Here is a 15,272-nt window from a genome sequence, read left to right on the forward strand (position 1 = left end):
CGGAGCGCGGGGCTCCGGTTCGGAGACCATCCATGATCAAGGCGTCGCTCATTACCGCCACGGCACTGCTCATCGCGACGCCCGTTGTCGCGCAGACCGCGCCGCCACTCGTCAAGGCGGATGTCGCACCGGCGCCGGCGCCAACGCCAGCCGATCCGGCGACGCTGGCCGAGGCTCGGCTGGTGGTCGGGCATCTGCTGCCGCAAGGGACCTACAAGAAGATCATGGGCCCGATGATGGATTCGGTCATGGGTAACATGGGTGACACCATGAAGGCGCTTCCGTTGCGCGAGATAGCCGAAATGGGCGGTCTCAATCCGAAGGAAGCGGCTGAACTCGATAAGGTGAAGGTCGACGAAGTCATGGCGATCTACGATCCGCACTGGCGCGACCGCATGCAGCTATCGGCGCGCGCGATGTTCGATGCGATGGGCGACTTCTTCTCCACGCAGGAACCCGACATTCGTGAGGCGATGGCGCATGCCTATGCCAATCATTTTTCGCTGGCAGAGCTGACGGATCTGGAGCGCTTTTTCTCGGCAGGCTCGGGCAACAAGTTCGCGACCCAGTACATGACCATCATGGCCGATCCGGCGATGGCAGCCGAGATGCAGTCGATGATGCCCAAGATGATGAAGAGCATGCCGCAATTCATCGCCGCGGCGCAGAAAGCGACGACAAGCCTGCCGGCGCCACGCAAGCTAAAGGATCTGACGCCGGCCGAACGGACCCGTATCGCAAAGGCTCTCGGCGTCGATGAGAGCAAGCTAACCGACCCGAAGAGCACGACATGACCGATCAACGCGCCCGCCTCGCCGCTGAGGGGATGTACCGTCCCGAATTCGAGTCCGATGCCTGTGGCGTCGGCCTTGTCGCCGCCACAGACGGCCAGCCATCGCGCCGCGTCGTGCAGTCGGCGATCGATGCGCTCAAGGCGGTCTGGCACCGCGGCGCGGTCGATGCCGATGGCAAGACCGGCGATGGCGCCGGCCTCCATGTCGACCTGCCGCACAAATTCTTCGACGAGGCGATCCAGGCGTCGGGGCACAAGGTCGCCGACAACCAGCTCGCGGTCGGCATGATCTTCCTGCCGCGCACCGATCTCGGCGCGCAGGAATCGTGCCGCACCATCGTCGAAAGCGTGATCATCGAGGCCGGCTATTCGATCTATGGCTGGCGCCAGGTGCCGGTCGACGTGTCGGTGATCGGCCGCAAGGCGCAGGAAACGCGCCCCGAGATCGAGCAGATCATGATCGCCGGCCCCTTGCCCGGGACGCAATCGGCCGAAGAGTTCGAGAAGGACCTGTATCTGGTCCGTCGCCGCATCGAGAAGCGCGTCATCGCCGCGCAGATCAACGGCTTCTACATCTGCTCGCTGAGCTGCCGCTCGATCGTCTATAAGGGGCTGTTCCTCGCCGAGAGCCTGTCGGTCTTCTACCCCGATCTCCGGGATCCGCGGTTCGAAAGCCGCGTCGCGATCTTTCACCAGCGCTATTCGACCAACACCTTCCCGCAATGGTGGCTGGCGCAGCCGTTCCGCTGTCTCGCGCATAATGGTGAGATCAACACGATCCGCGGCAACAAGAACTGGATGCTCAGCCACGAGATCAAGATGGCGGCGAACGCGTTCGGTGAAGCATCGGAAGACATCAAGCCGGTGATCCCGGCGGGCGCATCGGACACCGCCGCGCTCGATGCGGTGTTCGAGGCGATCTGCCGCTCGGGCCGGGACGCGCCGACCGCCAAATTGATGCTGGTGCCCGAGGCGTGGGGGCCGAAGGGCGAGATGCCGAAGAAGCATCTCGACATGTTCAAATATCTCGGCTCGGTGATGGAGCCGTGGGATGGCCCCGCCGCACTAGCGATGACCGATGGCCGCTGGGCGGTCGCCGGCATGGACCGCAACGCGCTCAGGCCGCTGCGCTATACCCAGACCTCGGACGGGCTGCTGATCGTCGGGTCGGAAGCCGGCATGGTCGTCGTGCCCGAGACGATGATCGTGGAAAAGGGCCGTCTCGGGCCGGGCCAGATGATCGCGGTCGACCTCGACGAAGGCCGCCTGCTCCACGATCGCGAGGTCAAGGACCGCATCGCCGACGAGCATGATTATGGCAAAATGATCGGCGACTTCGTGACAATCGAGGAACTCAAGGCGCCGAAAGGCGAAACGGTCACGCGCTTCGACCGTGCCGAGCTGCTGCGCCGTCAAGTCGCCGCCGGCCAGACGCTCGAGGACATGGAGCTGATCCTGTCGCCGATGGTCGAGAGTGCCAAGGAAGCGATCGGATCGATGGGCGACGACACGCCGCTCGCGGTCATTTCGGACAAACCGCGGCTGATCAGCCAGTTCTTCCGCCAGAATTTCTCGCAGGTCACCAACCCGCCGATCGACAGTTTGCGCGAACGCCACGTCATGTCGCTCAAGACGCGCTTCGGCAATCTCGCCAATATCCTCGACACCGGGGTCCGGCAGGATCGCGTGCTGGTGCTGGAAAGCCCGGTGCTGACCGGTTTGGAATGGGCCAAGCTCAAAGCGCATTTCGGCAGCCAGACCGCCGAGATCGACTGCACGTTCCCGTCGGGCGGCGGGCCCGATGCGCTCAGGACCGCGATCCAGCGCATCCGCAACCAGGCGGAGCAAGCGGTGCGCGAGGGCAAGAGCGAAATCTTCCTGTCCGACCGCAACATCGACCCCGACAAGGTCGCGATCGCCGGCGTGCTGGCGGCGGCGGCGGTGCACACGCACCTCGTACGGCGCGGCCTGCGCTCCTATTGCTCGGTAAATATCGAGACCGCCGAATGCCTCGACACGCATTATTATGCGGTGCTGATCGGGGTCGGCGCGACTACGGTTTATGCCTATCTGTCCGAAGCGGCGATCGCCGATCGCCATGCGCGCGGGCTGTTTGCCGACGATCTCAGCCTCGAGAAATGCCTGGCCAATCACCGCAAGGCAGTCGACGAAGGGCTGCTCAAGATCATGTCGAAGATGGGGATCGCCGTGATCTCCAGCTATCGCGGCGGCTATAATTTCGAAGCCGTCGGGTTGTCGCGCAGCCTGGTCGCCGACCTGTTTCCCGGCATGCCGGCCAAGATTTCCGGCGAAGGCTATGCCTCGCTCCACCTCAACGCCGAACTGCGCCATCAAGCGGCGTTCGACAGCTTTGCCAGTGGCGGGGCCGTCGTGACCTTGCCGATCGGCGGCTTCTACCGCCAGCGCTATGGCGGCGAGACGCACGCTTATTCGGCGCAGCTAATGCACTTGCTGCAGACCGCGGTGGGGACCGACAGCTATTCGACTTACCAGAAATTCTCGCGCGGGGTCGCGGACCTGCCGCCGGTCTATCTGCGCGACCTGCTCCAGTTCAATTTCCCCGACGAGGGGATCGCGGTCGACCAGGTCGAGCCGATCACCGAGATCCGCAAGCGCTTCGTCACCCCGGGCATGAGCCTGGGCGCGCTATCGCCCGAAGCGCATGAGACGCTGGCGATCGCGATGAACCGGATCGGCGCCAAGGCGGTGTCGGGTGAGGGCGGCGAGGACAAGCTCCGCTACCAGCCCTATGAAAATGGCGACAACGCCAATTCGGGAGTCAAGCAGATCGCCTCGGGCCGGTTCGGCGTGACGGCCGAATATCTCAACGCTTGCGACGAGATCGAGATCAAGGTCGCGCAGGGCGCCAAGCCGGGCGAGGGCGGGCAGTTGCCCGGCTTCAAGGTCACCGAGTTCATCGCCAAATTGCGTCACGCCACGCCCGGCGTGACGTTGATCAGCCCGCCGCCACATCACGACATCTATTCGATCGAGGATCTGGCGCAGCTGATCTACGATTTGAAGCAAATCAATCCGCGCGCCAGGGTGTGCGTGAAACTGGTCAGCTCGGCCGGGATCGGCACGGTCGCGGCGGGCGTCGCCAAGGCGCATGCCGACGTCATCCTGGTCTCCGGCCATGTCGGCGGCACTGGCGCTTCGCCGCAGACCTCGATTAAATATGCCGGCACGCCGTGGGAAATGGGGCTGTCGGAAGTCAACCAGACGCTGACGCTCAACGGCTTGCGTGGCCGGGTGAAGCTGCGCACCGATGGGGGGCTCAAGACCGGACGCGACATCGTCATCGCCGCGATCCTGGGCGCCGAGGAATTCGGCATCGGTACGCTCAGCCTGGTCGCGATGGGCTGTATCATGGTGCGGCAATGCCATTCCAACACGTGCCCGGTCGGCGTCTGCACCCAGGATGCCAAGCTGCGCGACAAGTTCACCGGCAGCCCGGAAAAGGTCATCAACCTGATGACCTTCATCGCCGAGGAAGTGCGCGACATCTTGGCGCGGCTCGGCGTGCGCAGCCTCGACGAAATCATCGGCCGCACGGAATTGCTGCGTCAGGTCAGCCGCGGCGCCGAGCATCTCGACGACCTCGACCTCAACCCGATCCTGGCCAAGGTCGATGCCGACGAGGACCAGCGCCGGTTCAGCCTGCAGACGTGGCGCAACGAAGTGCCCGACAGCCTCGACGCGCAGATGATCAAGGATGCGGCGCATGTCTTCTCGCGCGGCGAGAAGATGCAGCTGACCTATTCGGTCCGCAACACGCACCGCGCCGTCGGCACGCGCCTGTCGAGCGAGATTACCCGCACCTTCGGCATGGACAAGCTCGCCGACGGCCACGTCACCGTGCGGTTGCGCGGCTCGGCCGGGCAGAGCCTGGGCGCGTTCCTGTGCAAGGGCATCACGCTGGAAGTGTTCGGCGACGCCAATGATTATGTCGGCAAGGGTCTGTCGGGGGGCACGATCGTCGTCCGCCCGGTCGTTTCGTCGCCGCTGGCGAGCCAGGAGAATACGATCATCGGCAATACCGTGCTCTATGGCGCGACCAGCGGGCGGTTGTTCGCCGCGGGGCAGGCCGGCGAGCGCTTCGCGGTGCGCAATTCGGGCGCGACTGTCGTCGTCGAGGGCTGTGGCGCCAATGGCTGCGAATATATGACCGGCGGCATCGCTGTCGTGCTCGGCGCGGTCGGGGCCAATTTCGGCGCGGGCATGACCGGCGGGATGGCGTTCGTCTATGATTCCGGTGCCAGCTTCGATCGGCGCGCCAATGGCGACTCGATCGTCTGGCAACGGCTGGCGTCGGCGCATTGGGAAGCGGTGCTCAAGAACCTGGTCCGCGCGCATGCCGCGGCGACCGACAGCAATTGGTCGCAAGGGATTCTCGACGATTGGGATCGCGCGCGCACCAAGTTCTGGCAAGTCATTCCCAAGGAAATGCTCGAGCGGTCGCCGCACCCGCTCGACGACAGCGAGGAACTACAGGCCGCGGAGTAGCGTTGGGGACACGATCGGTGCTATAAGGCGACTCACCGATCGTTTCTCGGATGCTGTGCCATGCGTAACTATATGCTGCTTCCCGTCCTCGCTTTCGCCGCGACACCGGCGCTCGCGCAAGATCGCGATGCGCCACCGCCCGGGCCGGCGCCGCAGATGAACGCGCGCGCTGCCGCCAATGCGCTCAACAACCCGATGGTGCAGAATGGCGTCGTCGGATTGATCGACGCGCTGACCGACGCGGTGATGGAGACGCGCGTCGGGCCGATGGCGGCGATCGCGCCCGATTCGAGCATTCGCCCCAACGACACGCTCGACAGCATGGCGGCGCGGCGGAACCCCGATTACCGCAACGAGATCCACCGCACCGCCAGGCAGACGGTAGTCGCGGCTGGCCGGACCGCGGGCGCCGCAGTGGCGATGTCGGATGAGCTCAAGGCGACGACCGAGCGCATTCGCCGGGTGTTGGGAACGACCGAATCGCACTGAGGGGTGCATCGGCCAGACGTTTCCGCATGGAGCGCGGCTGCGCGTTCCAGTCGATCAGGATAGAATCCAGACGCCAGGGTCGCTTGGGGCGGACTCCCGGTGATGGCGACCGTCTCGAGCCGGTCATCGACGAATAGTCTGCCAAAGCCATCTTCCCCCGCTCGCCGCCAGCTTCTAACAGCAAGGAATGTGGCAACTCCTCCAATTCCCGCTCTGTCCCTTCTCGCGCAAGGTCCGGCTGCTGCTGGGGGAAAAGGGGGTCGGTTATACCTTGGTGCGCGAAAATCCGTGGGAGCGGCGCGACGAGTTCATCGACATGAACCCGGCGGGGCAGACGCCAGTGATCACCGATGCCCAGCGTGACATCCGGCTGATCGATTCGCTGGTCATCTGCGAATATTTCGAGGAGACGGTCGACAAGGCGCAGATGATCAACGGCACCGCAATCCAGCGCGCCGAGATCCGCCGGCTGGCGACCTGGTTTGACACCTTCTTCTTCCGCGACGTGACCGAGCGGTTGTTGGGCGAGCGCATGCTCAAGCGGATCGTCACCAAGGCGAGCCCCGACGCGCGCGTGCTGCGCGAGGCGATGAAGTCGGCGGTCGAATATCTCGATTACACCGACTATTTGCTCGATCGGCATAATTGGATGGGCGGTGCGACGCTCAGCCTCGCCGATCTGGCGGCGGCGGCACAGATTTCGGTCGCCGATTATCTCGGCGGAATCGACTGGAAGAACCACGAACAGACCGCGCGCTGGTATGGCGGCATGAAGAGCCGCCCGAGTTTCCGCCCGCTGCTGAGCGAGCGGATGGAGGGCATCCCGGCCTCGCCGCATTATCATGACGTGAATTTCTGATGCACGTAACTCACGACAGCGCCGCGCCGGCCGCCGAGACAATCGCCTTTGACGATTTCCTCAAGGTCGATATCCGCGTCGGCACGATCATTGCCGCCGAGCCCTTCCCCGAAGCGCGCAAACCGGCGTTCAAGCTGTCGATCGATTTCGGCGATCCAATCGGCACCAAGCGCTCGTCGGCGCAGATCACCGAACATTACACGCTGGAGGATCTGATCGGGCGCCAGGTCGCCGCCGTGGTCAATTTCCCGCCACGCCAGATCGGGCCGATGCGCTCCGAAGTGCTGACGCTCGGTTTTCCCGACGTCGACGGCAAGGTCGTGCTGATCGCGCCGAGCGAGCCGGTGCCCAATGGCGGCAGGCTGTTCTGACGATCCGGATCGGCACCGCCGGCTGGTCGATCCCGCGTGTCGCGGCGGATGCCTTTCCCGCGGACGGAAGTCAGCTCGCACGCTACGCCGCTATGCTCAACGCGGTCGAGATCAATTCGAGCTTCTATCGTCCGCACCGGCGCGTGACCTATGAACGCTGGGCGGCGAGCGTGCCCGACGGTTTCGCTTTCGCGGTGAAGCTGCCCAAGGCGGTCACGCACGAGGCGCGGCTTGTTGGCGTCGCGGCGCTGTCGGACAGATTTCTCGAAGAGACCGACGGATTGGGAGCGAAACGCGGCCCGATCCTGATCCAGTTACCGCCCAGCCTCGCCTTCGACGCTTCGATCGCAGGGGATTTCTTCGCGTTGCTGCGCGATCGCACGGCGAACGATCTGGTGTGCGAGCCGCGCCACCAAAGCTGGTTCACGGCAGAGGCGAATACCCTGCTCGTCCGATATCGTGTGGTGCGTGTCGCCGCCAATCCCGCGCCGGTTGCGGGGGCAGGGGAGCCCGGCGGCTGGGCGCGGTTGCGGTATACCCGGCTGCACGGATCGCCAGAAATGTATCGCTCGGCTTATGACGCGAAGATGGTCGCGCGGCATGCGCAGGCGGCGACTGACGCCGGTGTGGAGAGCTGGACGATCTTCGACAATACGATGACCGGCGCGGCGATGTTGAACGCACTGGAGATGCGTGGGCTGGTTTAGCCATCACTCCTCTCCCCTTGTGGGAGAGGATAGCGAAGCTTGCGAGCTTGCTCGCTAGCGTAGCTTGGTGAGGGGAAGCGGAGCGAAGCTCCGCGCGATCGCTGCGCGACCGCTTCCCCTCACCCAACTTCGACTAGGGGCCTGACGGCCCCAAGTCTTCGTATCCCTCTCCCACAAGGGGAGAGGGTTTATTTGGCGCTACCCCTCCAAACTCTTCGACGCCTGCTCGAACAGATCCTTCGACAGGCCGGGCGTCGCGAGAATGCGCTCGAGTTCCGCCTTCATCAGCGCCGCCCGCGTCTCGTCGAACCGCCGCCAGCGGCCGAGCGGCGGCAGCAGTTTCGCGGCCGTTTGCGGATTGAGCCGGTCGAGCGCGATCAGATTGTCCGCCAGGAAGCGATAGCCCGCGCCGCCAGCGGCGTGGAACGCGCGCTGGTTGACGCTGAACGCCCCGACCAGCGATCGGGCGCGGTTGGGATTTGCGAGCGTGAAGTCGGGGTGCCGCGCGAGGTCATCGACCGTCGCCGGCGTATCGTCGCGCGACGACAGCGCCTGGGTCTGGAACCATTTGTCGAGCACCAGCGCGTCGGTCGAATAGCGATTGTAGAAGATGTCGAGCGCAGCGATCCGTTTGTCCGACGTGCCGTTCGCCAGCGCCGTCAGCGCGCCCTGGCGGTCGGTCATGTTATCCGCCGTCTCGAACTGCGCGAACGCAAGATCGGCGGCATCGTCGGCACCCGAGGCAGCGATATAGCCGAGCGCGACGGTGCGCATCCGGCGGTCGGCCTTGGCCGCCGGCGAATAGACGAACGGCGCGCCGGTCGAGCTATTGGCATAGGCTTGACGCCACAGCGCCGCGAGCGTCTTGCCGAGGTCGCGGCGCAGCGCCTCGCGGGCGCGGAACACCGCCTCGGGATCGACCCGGTCGAGCTGATCGCCGATGAAGCTGTCCGACGGTAGCAGTACGGCTTCGGCGACAAAGGCGTGATCGAGCGCTCCATCCTCCAGCGTGCGGCGCACCGCCTCGATCACCGGGCCGTGATCGGCGCGGCCGAGCTGGGTCGCGGTCACCAGCGTATCGAGCATCAGCTGTTGCATCGCTTCGTAACGCGCGAACGGATCGTCGTCATGCGCCGAGAGAAAAGCGAGATCCTGCGCCGAGCGGTCGCTTTCGATGATGACGGGCGCGGAAAAGCCGCGGTTGATCGACAGCACCGGCGCCTCGCTCACCCCCTCGAACACCATCTCGCTGCTCGGCTGGTCGAGCAGATGGAGCTGCTCCTCGCCCAGCGCCGCACCGCTCGCGCTGCCGAACAGCTTGAGCTTGAGCGGCAAGACCATGGGCTCTTTGACAGATTGGCCGGGCGTCGGCGGCGTGCGCTGCGCGAGGCGCAAGGTTGCGCGGCCGGACTCTGCATCGTGATCGAGCGCCGCGGAGACGCGCGGCGTCCCGGCCTGCGAATACCACAGACGGAACTGGGTCAGGTCGATCTCGCCGCCTTCTTCCATGCAGCGGACGAAATCCTCGCAGGTCGCGGCGGTCCCATCGAAACGGTCGAAATAGAGGTCGGTAGCACGGCGGAAGCGATCCTTGCCTAGGATCGTCGCCATCATCCGGATCAGCTCGGCGCCCTTGTTGTAGATCGTCGCGGTGTAGAAGTTGGAGATTTCGATATAGCTTTCGGGCCGTACCGGATGTGCCAGCGGGCCGTTATCCTCGGGGAACTGGCTGGCGCGCAGGCCGCGCACATCTTCGATCCTTTTGACCGCCGCCGATCCCTGATCGGCCGAGAAGCTCTGGTCGCGGAAGACGGTGAAGCCTTCCTTCAGGCTGAGCTGGAACCAGTCGCGGCAGGTCACGCGATTGCCCGACCAATTGTGGAAATATTCGTGCGCCACAACCGCGGCGATCGCGTCGTAATCGTAATCGGTTGCGGTGTCGGGATCGGCCAGGATGTAGCGGCTGTTGAAGATGTTCAGCCCTTTATTCTCCATCGCGCCGAAATTGAAATCGTCGACCGCGACAATGTTGAACACGTCGAGATCATATTCGCGGCCATAGACTTTCTCGTCCCACGCCATCGCCAGTTGCAGCGCGTCGAGCGCATGCTCGGTCTTGGCCAGATCGCGTTCGCGCACCCAGATGCCGAGCTCTACCTTGCGCCCCGACATGGTGGTGAAGGTCGCGCGATTAGCGGCAAGGTTGCCCGCGACCATCGCGAACAGATAGCTCGGCTTGGGATAAGGATCGCGCCATTCGGCCCAATGGCGGCCGTCATCGAGATCGCCCGACGCGATCGGGTCGCCATTGGCGAGCAGGATCGGGAAGCGCTTCTTGTCCGCCGTCATCCTGACCGAATAGCGCGCGAGCACGTCGGGTCGATCGGGGAAGAAGGTGATGCGGCGAAACCCTTCCGCCTCGCATTGCGTGCACAGATTGCCGCCGGACGCGTAGAGTCCCATCAATTGAGTATTGCGGTCGGGATGGACTTCGACCTCGGTCTCGATGCGGTGCTTGCCGGCGGGAAGGTCGATGACCAGGTCCGACCCCTCCATCCGCCAGTCATTGTGCAGATTGCCGTCGACGCTGACCGATAGCGGCACTTGGCCGTCGCCGTCGAGCCGGAGCGGGCGATCGTGATCGCCGTTGCGCGTCACGTCGAGCGCCGCCTTGATTCGCGTCGTTGCCGGATCGAGATCGAAATCGAGCGCGATATCCGGGACCAGCCAATCGGGCGCGCTGTAATCCTCGCGGCGTGTGACAATCGGGTCGGCTAGGGCGGATTGAACGTCGATCATGTGTTTTCGTGCGGTCCTGCTTCATGGCTGTATCATTCGCACCGGATGCGATTGCCAACCGTTCTCCGCGTGCTACGCGCCACAACAGAGACAGCCAAGAGGAAAGCCATGTTGAGACTGATCGGCGCGGCCGCATTGACGCTCGTCGCCGGCACCGCGCTTGCGCAGACTGGCAAGGCACCCTCGGCGCCGTCCGCCTCTCAAAAGGAAAGCCCGCGCTCGATCAACGAGCGGGTCAATGCGCCGCTTCCTGCCGATCAGGCCGCGATGAAAGCCCATGTCATGTTCCTCGCGTCCGATGCGATGCGCGGGCGGGAGGCGGGCAGCCCGGAATTCGACATTGCCGCGCAATATGTCGCGGCGCAATTCTATGCCGCCGGGTTGCGGCCGGGAGGCGATGATGGCGGCTACCTGCAGAAAGTGCCGCTGATCGGCGTCAAGCTCGCCGACAAGGGCAATTTCGTCTGGACGCCGCCTGGCGGGCAACCACAGACACTCGTCTTCGGGCAGGATTTCGCGCCCTCGTCCAACCCCGCCAAGCCGGAAACCAGCCTGCATGCGTCAATCGTCTTCGTTGGCTATGGTATCGTCGCGCCCGATTACCAACGCGACGATTATCGCGGCGCCGACGTGAAGGGAAAGATCGTCGCCTTCGTCGCCGGCGCGCCGAGCAGATATGAGGGCGAAGAAAGAGCCTTCTTCTCGAGCCCGGCGACCAAGGCGCGTATCGCCGCCGAGCATGGTGCGATCGGCGCGGTTCAGATCCAAAGCCCGCGTGGCGCGCGCGGCAATTTTCCGGTCGCGGCACTGGCACGGACCTGGGATCGTGAGCGGGTGACCTGGTCGAACGGCAAGGCCACCGGCGGGGCGGACGGCGTGCCGATGCTGGGAACGCTGTCGCCGGGGATCGCGGCGAAGATGTTCGCCGGCGCCAGGATCGGCTGGGATCAGATAGGCAAGGCAGCGGATAGTGATGACGCTGCGTTCAAGCCGGTCGCGCTCAACGGCATTTTGTCGGTCGCGATCAGGACCGAGACGCGGCCGATGCCGTCGTCGAACGTGATCGGCCTCCTCCCGGGGAGCGACCCCAAGCTGAAAGATGACGTCGTCATCCTGTCGGCGCATCTCGATCATATCGGCGTCGGTGCCCCGGACAAGACCGGCGACACGATCAACAACGGTGCCGAGGACAATGCCATCGGCATCGCCAGCCTGATCGAGGAGGCGAAGCGGTTCGTCTCGTCGGGCAAGCCGCCGCGGCGAACGATCATGTTCCTGGCGGTGACTGCCGAGGAAAAGGGGCTGATCGGCTCCGACTATTTCGCCAACAATCCGACCGTGCCGCTCAAGTCGATCGTCGCGGACGTCAATCTCGACATGCCACTGATCACCTATCCGTTCGAGGACATGGTGGTGTTCGGGGCGCAGCGCTCGACGCTGGGCCCGATCGTCGAGCGCGCGGCGGGATCGGTCGGCGTGTCGATGTCGCCCGACCCGATGCCGGAGCAAGGCATTTTCGTGCGCTCCGACCATTTCCGCTTCGTGCAAAAAGGCATTCCCTCGGTCTTCCTGTGGCCGGGCGAGAAGGGCGCGGGCAAGGCGGCCTGGGACGACTTCATGGCCAATCATTATCACCAACCGTCGGACGACCTCTCGCAGCTGCTCGACTGGGCGCAAGGGGTGCGCTTCGTGACGGTCAATTACACGATCGCGCGCGAAATCGCCGATAACGACGAGCGGCCGCGCTGGAACAAGGGCGACTATTTCGGGACGTATTTCGGCGGTTACGGTGCGAAATAACCTCCTGATCTTCGGGCTGGGCTATGCGGCGACCGTCATCGCCGCCGGTTTGGACGGGTGGGAGATTGCCGCGACCGGCAGCGCCGGCAGTCTCGATTTCGACGATCGTGAGGGGGTGATATCGGCGATCGATCGCGCGACACATATCCTGTCCTCGGTGCCGCCCGACGAGGTCGATCCCGTCCTCGCGCGCTACGGCGCGGCGCTGGCGGATGGCGGCAAGTGGCTCGGCTATCTCTCCTCGACCGGCGTCTATGGCGATGCCGGAGGGGCCTGGGTCGACGAAGGCGCGCCGATCGTGGGGCGGCGACAAGCGCGTAACCGCGCCGACGCCGATTGGCTGTCGCTTGGCGCGCGTGTCTTCCGCCTGCCTGGGATCTACGGCCCCGGCCGTTCACCGCTCGATCGCGTGCGCAGCGGACGGGCGCACCGGACCGGGATCGCTGGGCAAGTGTTCAGCCGCATCCATGTCGACGATCTCGCCGCCGGCGTGATCGCGGGGTTCGACGCACCGCCTGGTGCCTATAATCTGTCCGACGACATGCCGGAGAGCCAGGACGCGGTGATCGAGTTCGCCGCGAATTTGCTCGGCATCGATCCGCCAGCGGTCGTCCCGCTCGACGCGCTAACGCCCGAAGCGCGCGCTTTCCACGCCGAGAACCGGCGGGTATCGAACCTGAAAGCGAAGCGCGTGCTGGGCTGGCGGCCGGTCTATGCCGACTATCGGTTGGGCCTGCGCGCTCTGGTTTAGCGATTGGGCCTTCTGGCCCTGAGGGCGATCACCAGCCCGAATGCGGCCAGCGCCGCGCCGCCGATCGCCAGGCCGGACCAGCGATAGCCCTCGAACAGGGTCGACAGCATCATCGCGATCACCGGCACGATCACGCTCGAATAGGCCGCCTTGGCCGGGCCGATCGCGCGAATCACCCCGAAATAGAGCGGGAAAGCGAGCGCCGAGGCAAAGACGCCGAGATAGAGCGTGCCGACCCAATAGATAGCGCGATGCTCGATCACCGGGGCGCCGGTGGTTGCATAAGCGAATATCGCGTCGATCGCCGCGCCCGCGAGCATCGCAATCGCGACGGTGGTGCCCATCGGATAGCGCGCCGCGGTCGGCGTCGCCTGCATGACGTTGGCGGTCGAGGCACAGAGGATCGCGCACAAAGTGAACCCTATGCCGGCCAGCACCTGGCCAGGCCCATGCGGATCGACTCGCGCTTCGCGCACGAACAGCAGGATGACGCCGGCCATCGCGATCGCCGATCCGACCATCAACTGGCGGCCGAGCTTCTGGCCGAGGAAGACGCGGCCGAACAGCGCATTAGGAATCAGCAGCATCGCGAACACGACCGACACCAGGCCCGAGGTGACATGTTGTTCGGCGCGATAGACGAAATTGAAATTGCCGCAGAACTGGAAGAGCCCGAGCAATATCGCGAAGCCGTATCCACGCGCCCCCAGTCGCCAGCTCTCGCGCTTCCACAGCGCCCAGCCGACCATGCAGATGCCGGCGATCAGGAAGCGATAGGTCACCGACCAGCTCGGCGGCACCACGCCCAATTGACCGCGGATCACCAGCCAGGTCGATCCCCAGATCAGGGTGACGATGCCGAACGGCACCAGCACGCTGAGCGTGGTCGAGCGGGGCTTGGCTTGGGGCGGCTGGAGCACGATTCCGCTCTACCGCGGTGCGTGGGCGCAACAACCCGGCTTCTGCTTGTACGGTGACAAGGTGAACCTATGGACGACCGCTTTTTAGCCCTCTCCCGCAAGCGGGAGAGGGAATTTATCCAAGCGCCGCAATCGCATCCGCCAGCGGCCGGATCGCGTCCTCGGCCTGGTCCCAGCAGGTGACCAGCCGTACCTCGCCCGGCGCCCAATCGTAGAAGTCGAAGCCCAAGGCACGTAAACTCGCCGCTTCCGCCGGCGTCGCGCGCAGGAATACCTCGTTCGCCTCGACCGGATAGACCAGCCGGTCGCCCGCCGCGCGCGCCAACAGCGCCGCGCCGGCATTGGCGGCACGAGCATTCCTGAGCCACACGTCATTGTCGAGCATTGCCAGGATCTGCGCCGCCAGATAGCGCCCCTTCGATGCGAGCAACCCCGCGCGCTTGCGGCGATAATGGCTGGCCGCGGCCAGTTCGGGCTTGAAGAGCACTAACGCGTCGGCGGTCATCCCGCCATTCTTGATGAAGCCGAAGCTCAGCGCATCGACTCCGGCGCGCCAGGTTAGATCGGCGAGATCGGCGCCCGCATGCACCACCGCATTGGCGAAGCGCGCGCCGTCCATGTGGAAGCCGAGCCCGCGCGCCTTGGCCAGGTCGCCCAGCGCCGCGACCTCGTCGGGCGCGTAGCTCAGGCCATATTCGGTCGCGTTGGTGATCGACAGCGCATGCGCCTGGACCTGATGCACGTCGTTGCGGATGCCGGCGAGCACGCCCGCCACCGCATCCGGGGTCACTTTCGCGCCCGGCCCCTCGGCGAGCAGCAATTTGGCGCCGTGGAGGTAGAAGCCCGGCGCTCCCGCTTCGTCATTGTTGATGTGCGCCTCACGGTGGCAGATCACCGCGCCGTGCGGCTGGCACAGCGCCGCCAGTGCCAGGCAATTGGCCGACGTGCCCGATGGTGTCCACAGCACCTCGACTTGGGTGCCGAACAGGTCGGAAAAGCGCCCGTTGAGCTGTTTCGACCAGCGGTCGCCGTCATAGGCGGTGTCGAGGATATTGGCGGCAGTGATCGCATCGATCACCGCGGGGCAGGCCGGGGCGGCGTTGTCGGAGAAGAAGCGCATGGCACGCTTCATCTTTCATGCCGGGGCGGTAGGGAAGGGGGGAAATACTTCTTAGCCCTCTCCCGCTAGCGGGAGAGGGTTTGGGTGAGGGTCTTCTTTCTTCTTTTTCGTCGGGCTGGTCGAAGAAGAAAGAAGA

The 15,272-nt window shown here is 64.8% G+C and carries 11 protein-coding genes; 8 read left to right on the top strand and 3 right to left on the bottom strand.

Translation table 11 applies throughout. The annotated features are described in order from the left end of the window. Positions 1-32 precede the first annotated feature (32 nt). From SAS01S_RS02075 to SAS01S_RS02100, 6 genes are all read left to right on the top strand, one after another. Positions 33-794 carry a DUF2059 domain-containing protein gene (locus SAS01S_RS02075; RefSeq protein ID WP_066804018.1) on the top strand — a complete coding sequence of 254 codons (762 nt, stop codon included), beginning with the start codon at positions 33-35 and terminating at the stop codon, positions 792-794. Then, positions 791-5,320, top strand: a complete 4,530-nt coding sequence (gltB, locus tag SAS01S_RS02080) for a glutamate synthase large subunit (protein ID WP_066804021.1) — start codon at positions 791-793, stop codon at positions 5,318-5,320. Before SAS01S_RS02075 ends, gltB begins: the two co-directional genes overlap by 4 nt. Before the next feature lie 60 nt (positions 5,321-5,380). Then, entirely contained in the window at positions 5,381-5,809 is a 429-nt protein-coding gene (locus tag SAS01S_RS02085) for a hypothetical protein (protein WP_066804024.1), read from the top strand. 187 nt (positions 5,810-5,996) lie between these two features. Beyond that, positions 5,997-6,668: a glutathione S-transferase family protein gene (locus SAS01S_RS02090; protein WP_066804026.1), complete on the top strand. Its 672-nt coding sequence runs from the start codon at positions 5,997-5,999 to the stop codon at positions 6,666-6,668. After that, a complete protein-coding gene (locus SAS01S_RS02095) occupies positions 6,668-7,039 on the top strand; it encodes a tRNA-binding protein (protein WP_066804029.1) in 372 nt (123 codons plus the stop codon). The genes SAS01S_RS02090 and SAS01S_RS02095 overlap by 1 nt, the downstream gene beginning before the upstream one ends. A gap of 8 nt (positions 7,040-7,047) precedes the next feature. After that, positions 7,048-7,746, top strand: coding sequence for a DUF72 domain-containing protein (locus SAS01S_RS02100; RefSeq protein ID WP_500799071.1), 699 nt, complete (start codon positions 7,048-7,050; stop codon positions 7,744-7,746). 198 nt (positions 7,747-7,944) lie between these two features. On the opposite strand, the gene pepN is transcribed toward SAS01S_RS02100, so the two are convergent. Beyond that, positions 7,945-10,545, bottom strand: a complete 2,601-nt coding sequence (gene pepN, locus SAS01S_RS02105) for an aminopeptidase N (protein WP_066804035.1) — start codon at positions 10,543-10,545, stop codon at positions 7,945-7,947. A 108-nt stretch (positions 10,546-10,653) separates the two neighbouring features. Between pepN and SAS01S_RS02110 the strand changes: the two genes are divergently transcribed. After that, the gene (locus tag SAS01S_RS02110; RefSeq protein WP_066804038.1) at positions 10,654-12,345 is read left to right on the top strand and encodes a M28 family peptidase; all 1,692 of its coding nucleotides are present in this window, start codon (positions 10,654-10,656) and stop codon (positions 12,343-12,345) included. Then, entirely contained in the window at positions 12,335-13,096 is a 762-nt protein-coding gene (locus SAS01S_RS02115) for a Rossmann-fold NAD(P)-binding domain-containing protein (RefSeq protein WP_066804041.1), read from the top strand. Before SAS01S_RS02110 ends, SAS01S_RS02115 begins: the two co-directional genes overlap by 11 nt. Here the strand turns inward: SAS01S_RS02115 and SAS01S_RS02120 are convergent. After that, positions 13,093-14,016, bottom strand: a complete 924-nt coding sequence (locus SAS01S_RS02120) for a DMT family transporter (protein ID WP_066804044.1) — start codon at positions 14,014-14,016, stop codon at positions 13,093-13,095. The two genes, SAS01S_RS02115 and SAS01S_RS02120, sit on opposite strands and share 4 nt — an antisense overlap. A 115-nt stretch (positions 14,017-14,131) precedes the next feature. Then, on the bottom strand, positions 14,132-15,136 hold the full coding sequence (locus SAS01S_RS02125; protein ID WP_066804087.1) for a threonine aldolase family protein: 1,005 nt from the start codon (positions 15,134-15,136) through the stop codon (positions 14,132-14,134). Between the last annotated feature and the right edge of the window lie 136 nt (positions 15,137-15,272).

The sequence above is a fragment of the Sphingomonas asaccharolytica NBRC 15499 genome (genome assembly GCF_001598355.1).
GTDB lineage: Bacteria > Pseudomonadota > Alphaproteobacteria > Sphingomonadales > Sphingomonadaceae > Sphingomonas > Sphingomonas asaccharolytica.

Coding starts and splice junctions, on each gene's coding strand:
- SAS01S_RS02075 (WP_066804018.1), top strand. CDS start 33: ATGATCAAGGCGTCGCTCATTACCGCCACGGCACTGCTCATCGCGACG.
- SAS01S_RS02090 (WP_066804026.1), top strand. CDS start 5,997: ATGTGGCAACTCCTCCAATTCCCGCTCTGTCCCTTCTCGCGCAAGGTC.
- SAS01S_RS02110 (WP_066804038.1), top strand. CDS start 10,654: ATGTTGAGACTGATCGGCGCGGCCGCATTGACGCTCGTCGCCGGCACC.
- gltB (WP_066804021.1), top strand. CDS start 791: ATGACCGATCAACGCGCCCGCCTCGCCGCTGAGGGGATGTACCGTCCC.
- SAS01S_RS02095 (WP_066804029.1), top strand. CDS start 6,668: ATGCACGTAACTCACGACAGCGCCGCGCCGGCCGCCGAGACAATCGCC.
- SAS01S_RS02125 (WP_066804087.1), bottom strand. CDS start 15,136: ATGCGCTTCTTCTCCGACAACGCCGCCCCGGCCTGCCCCGCGGTGATC.
- pepN (WP_066804035.1), bottom strand. CDS start 10,545: ATGATCGACGTTCAATCCGCCCTAGCCGACCCGATTGTCACACGCCGC.
- SAS01S_RS02085 (WP_066804024.1), top strand. CDS start 5,381: ATGCGTAACTATATGCTGCTTCCCGTCCTCGCTTTCGCCGCGACACCG.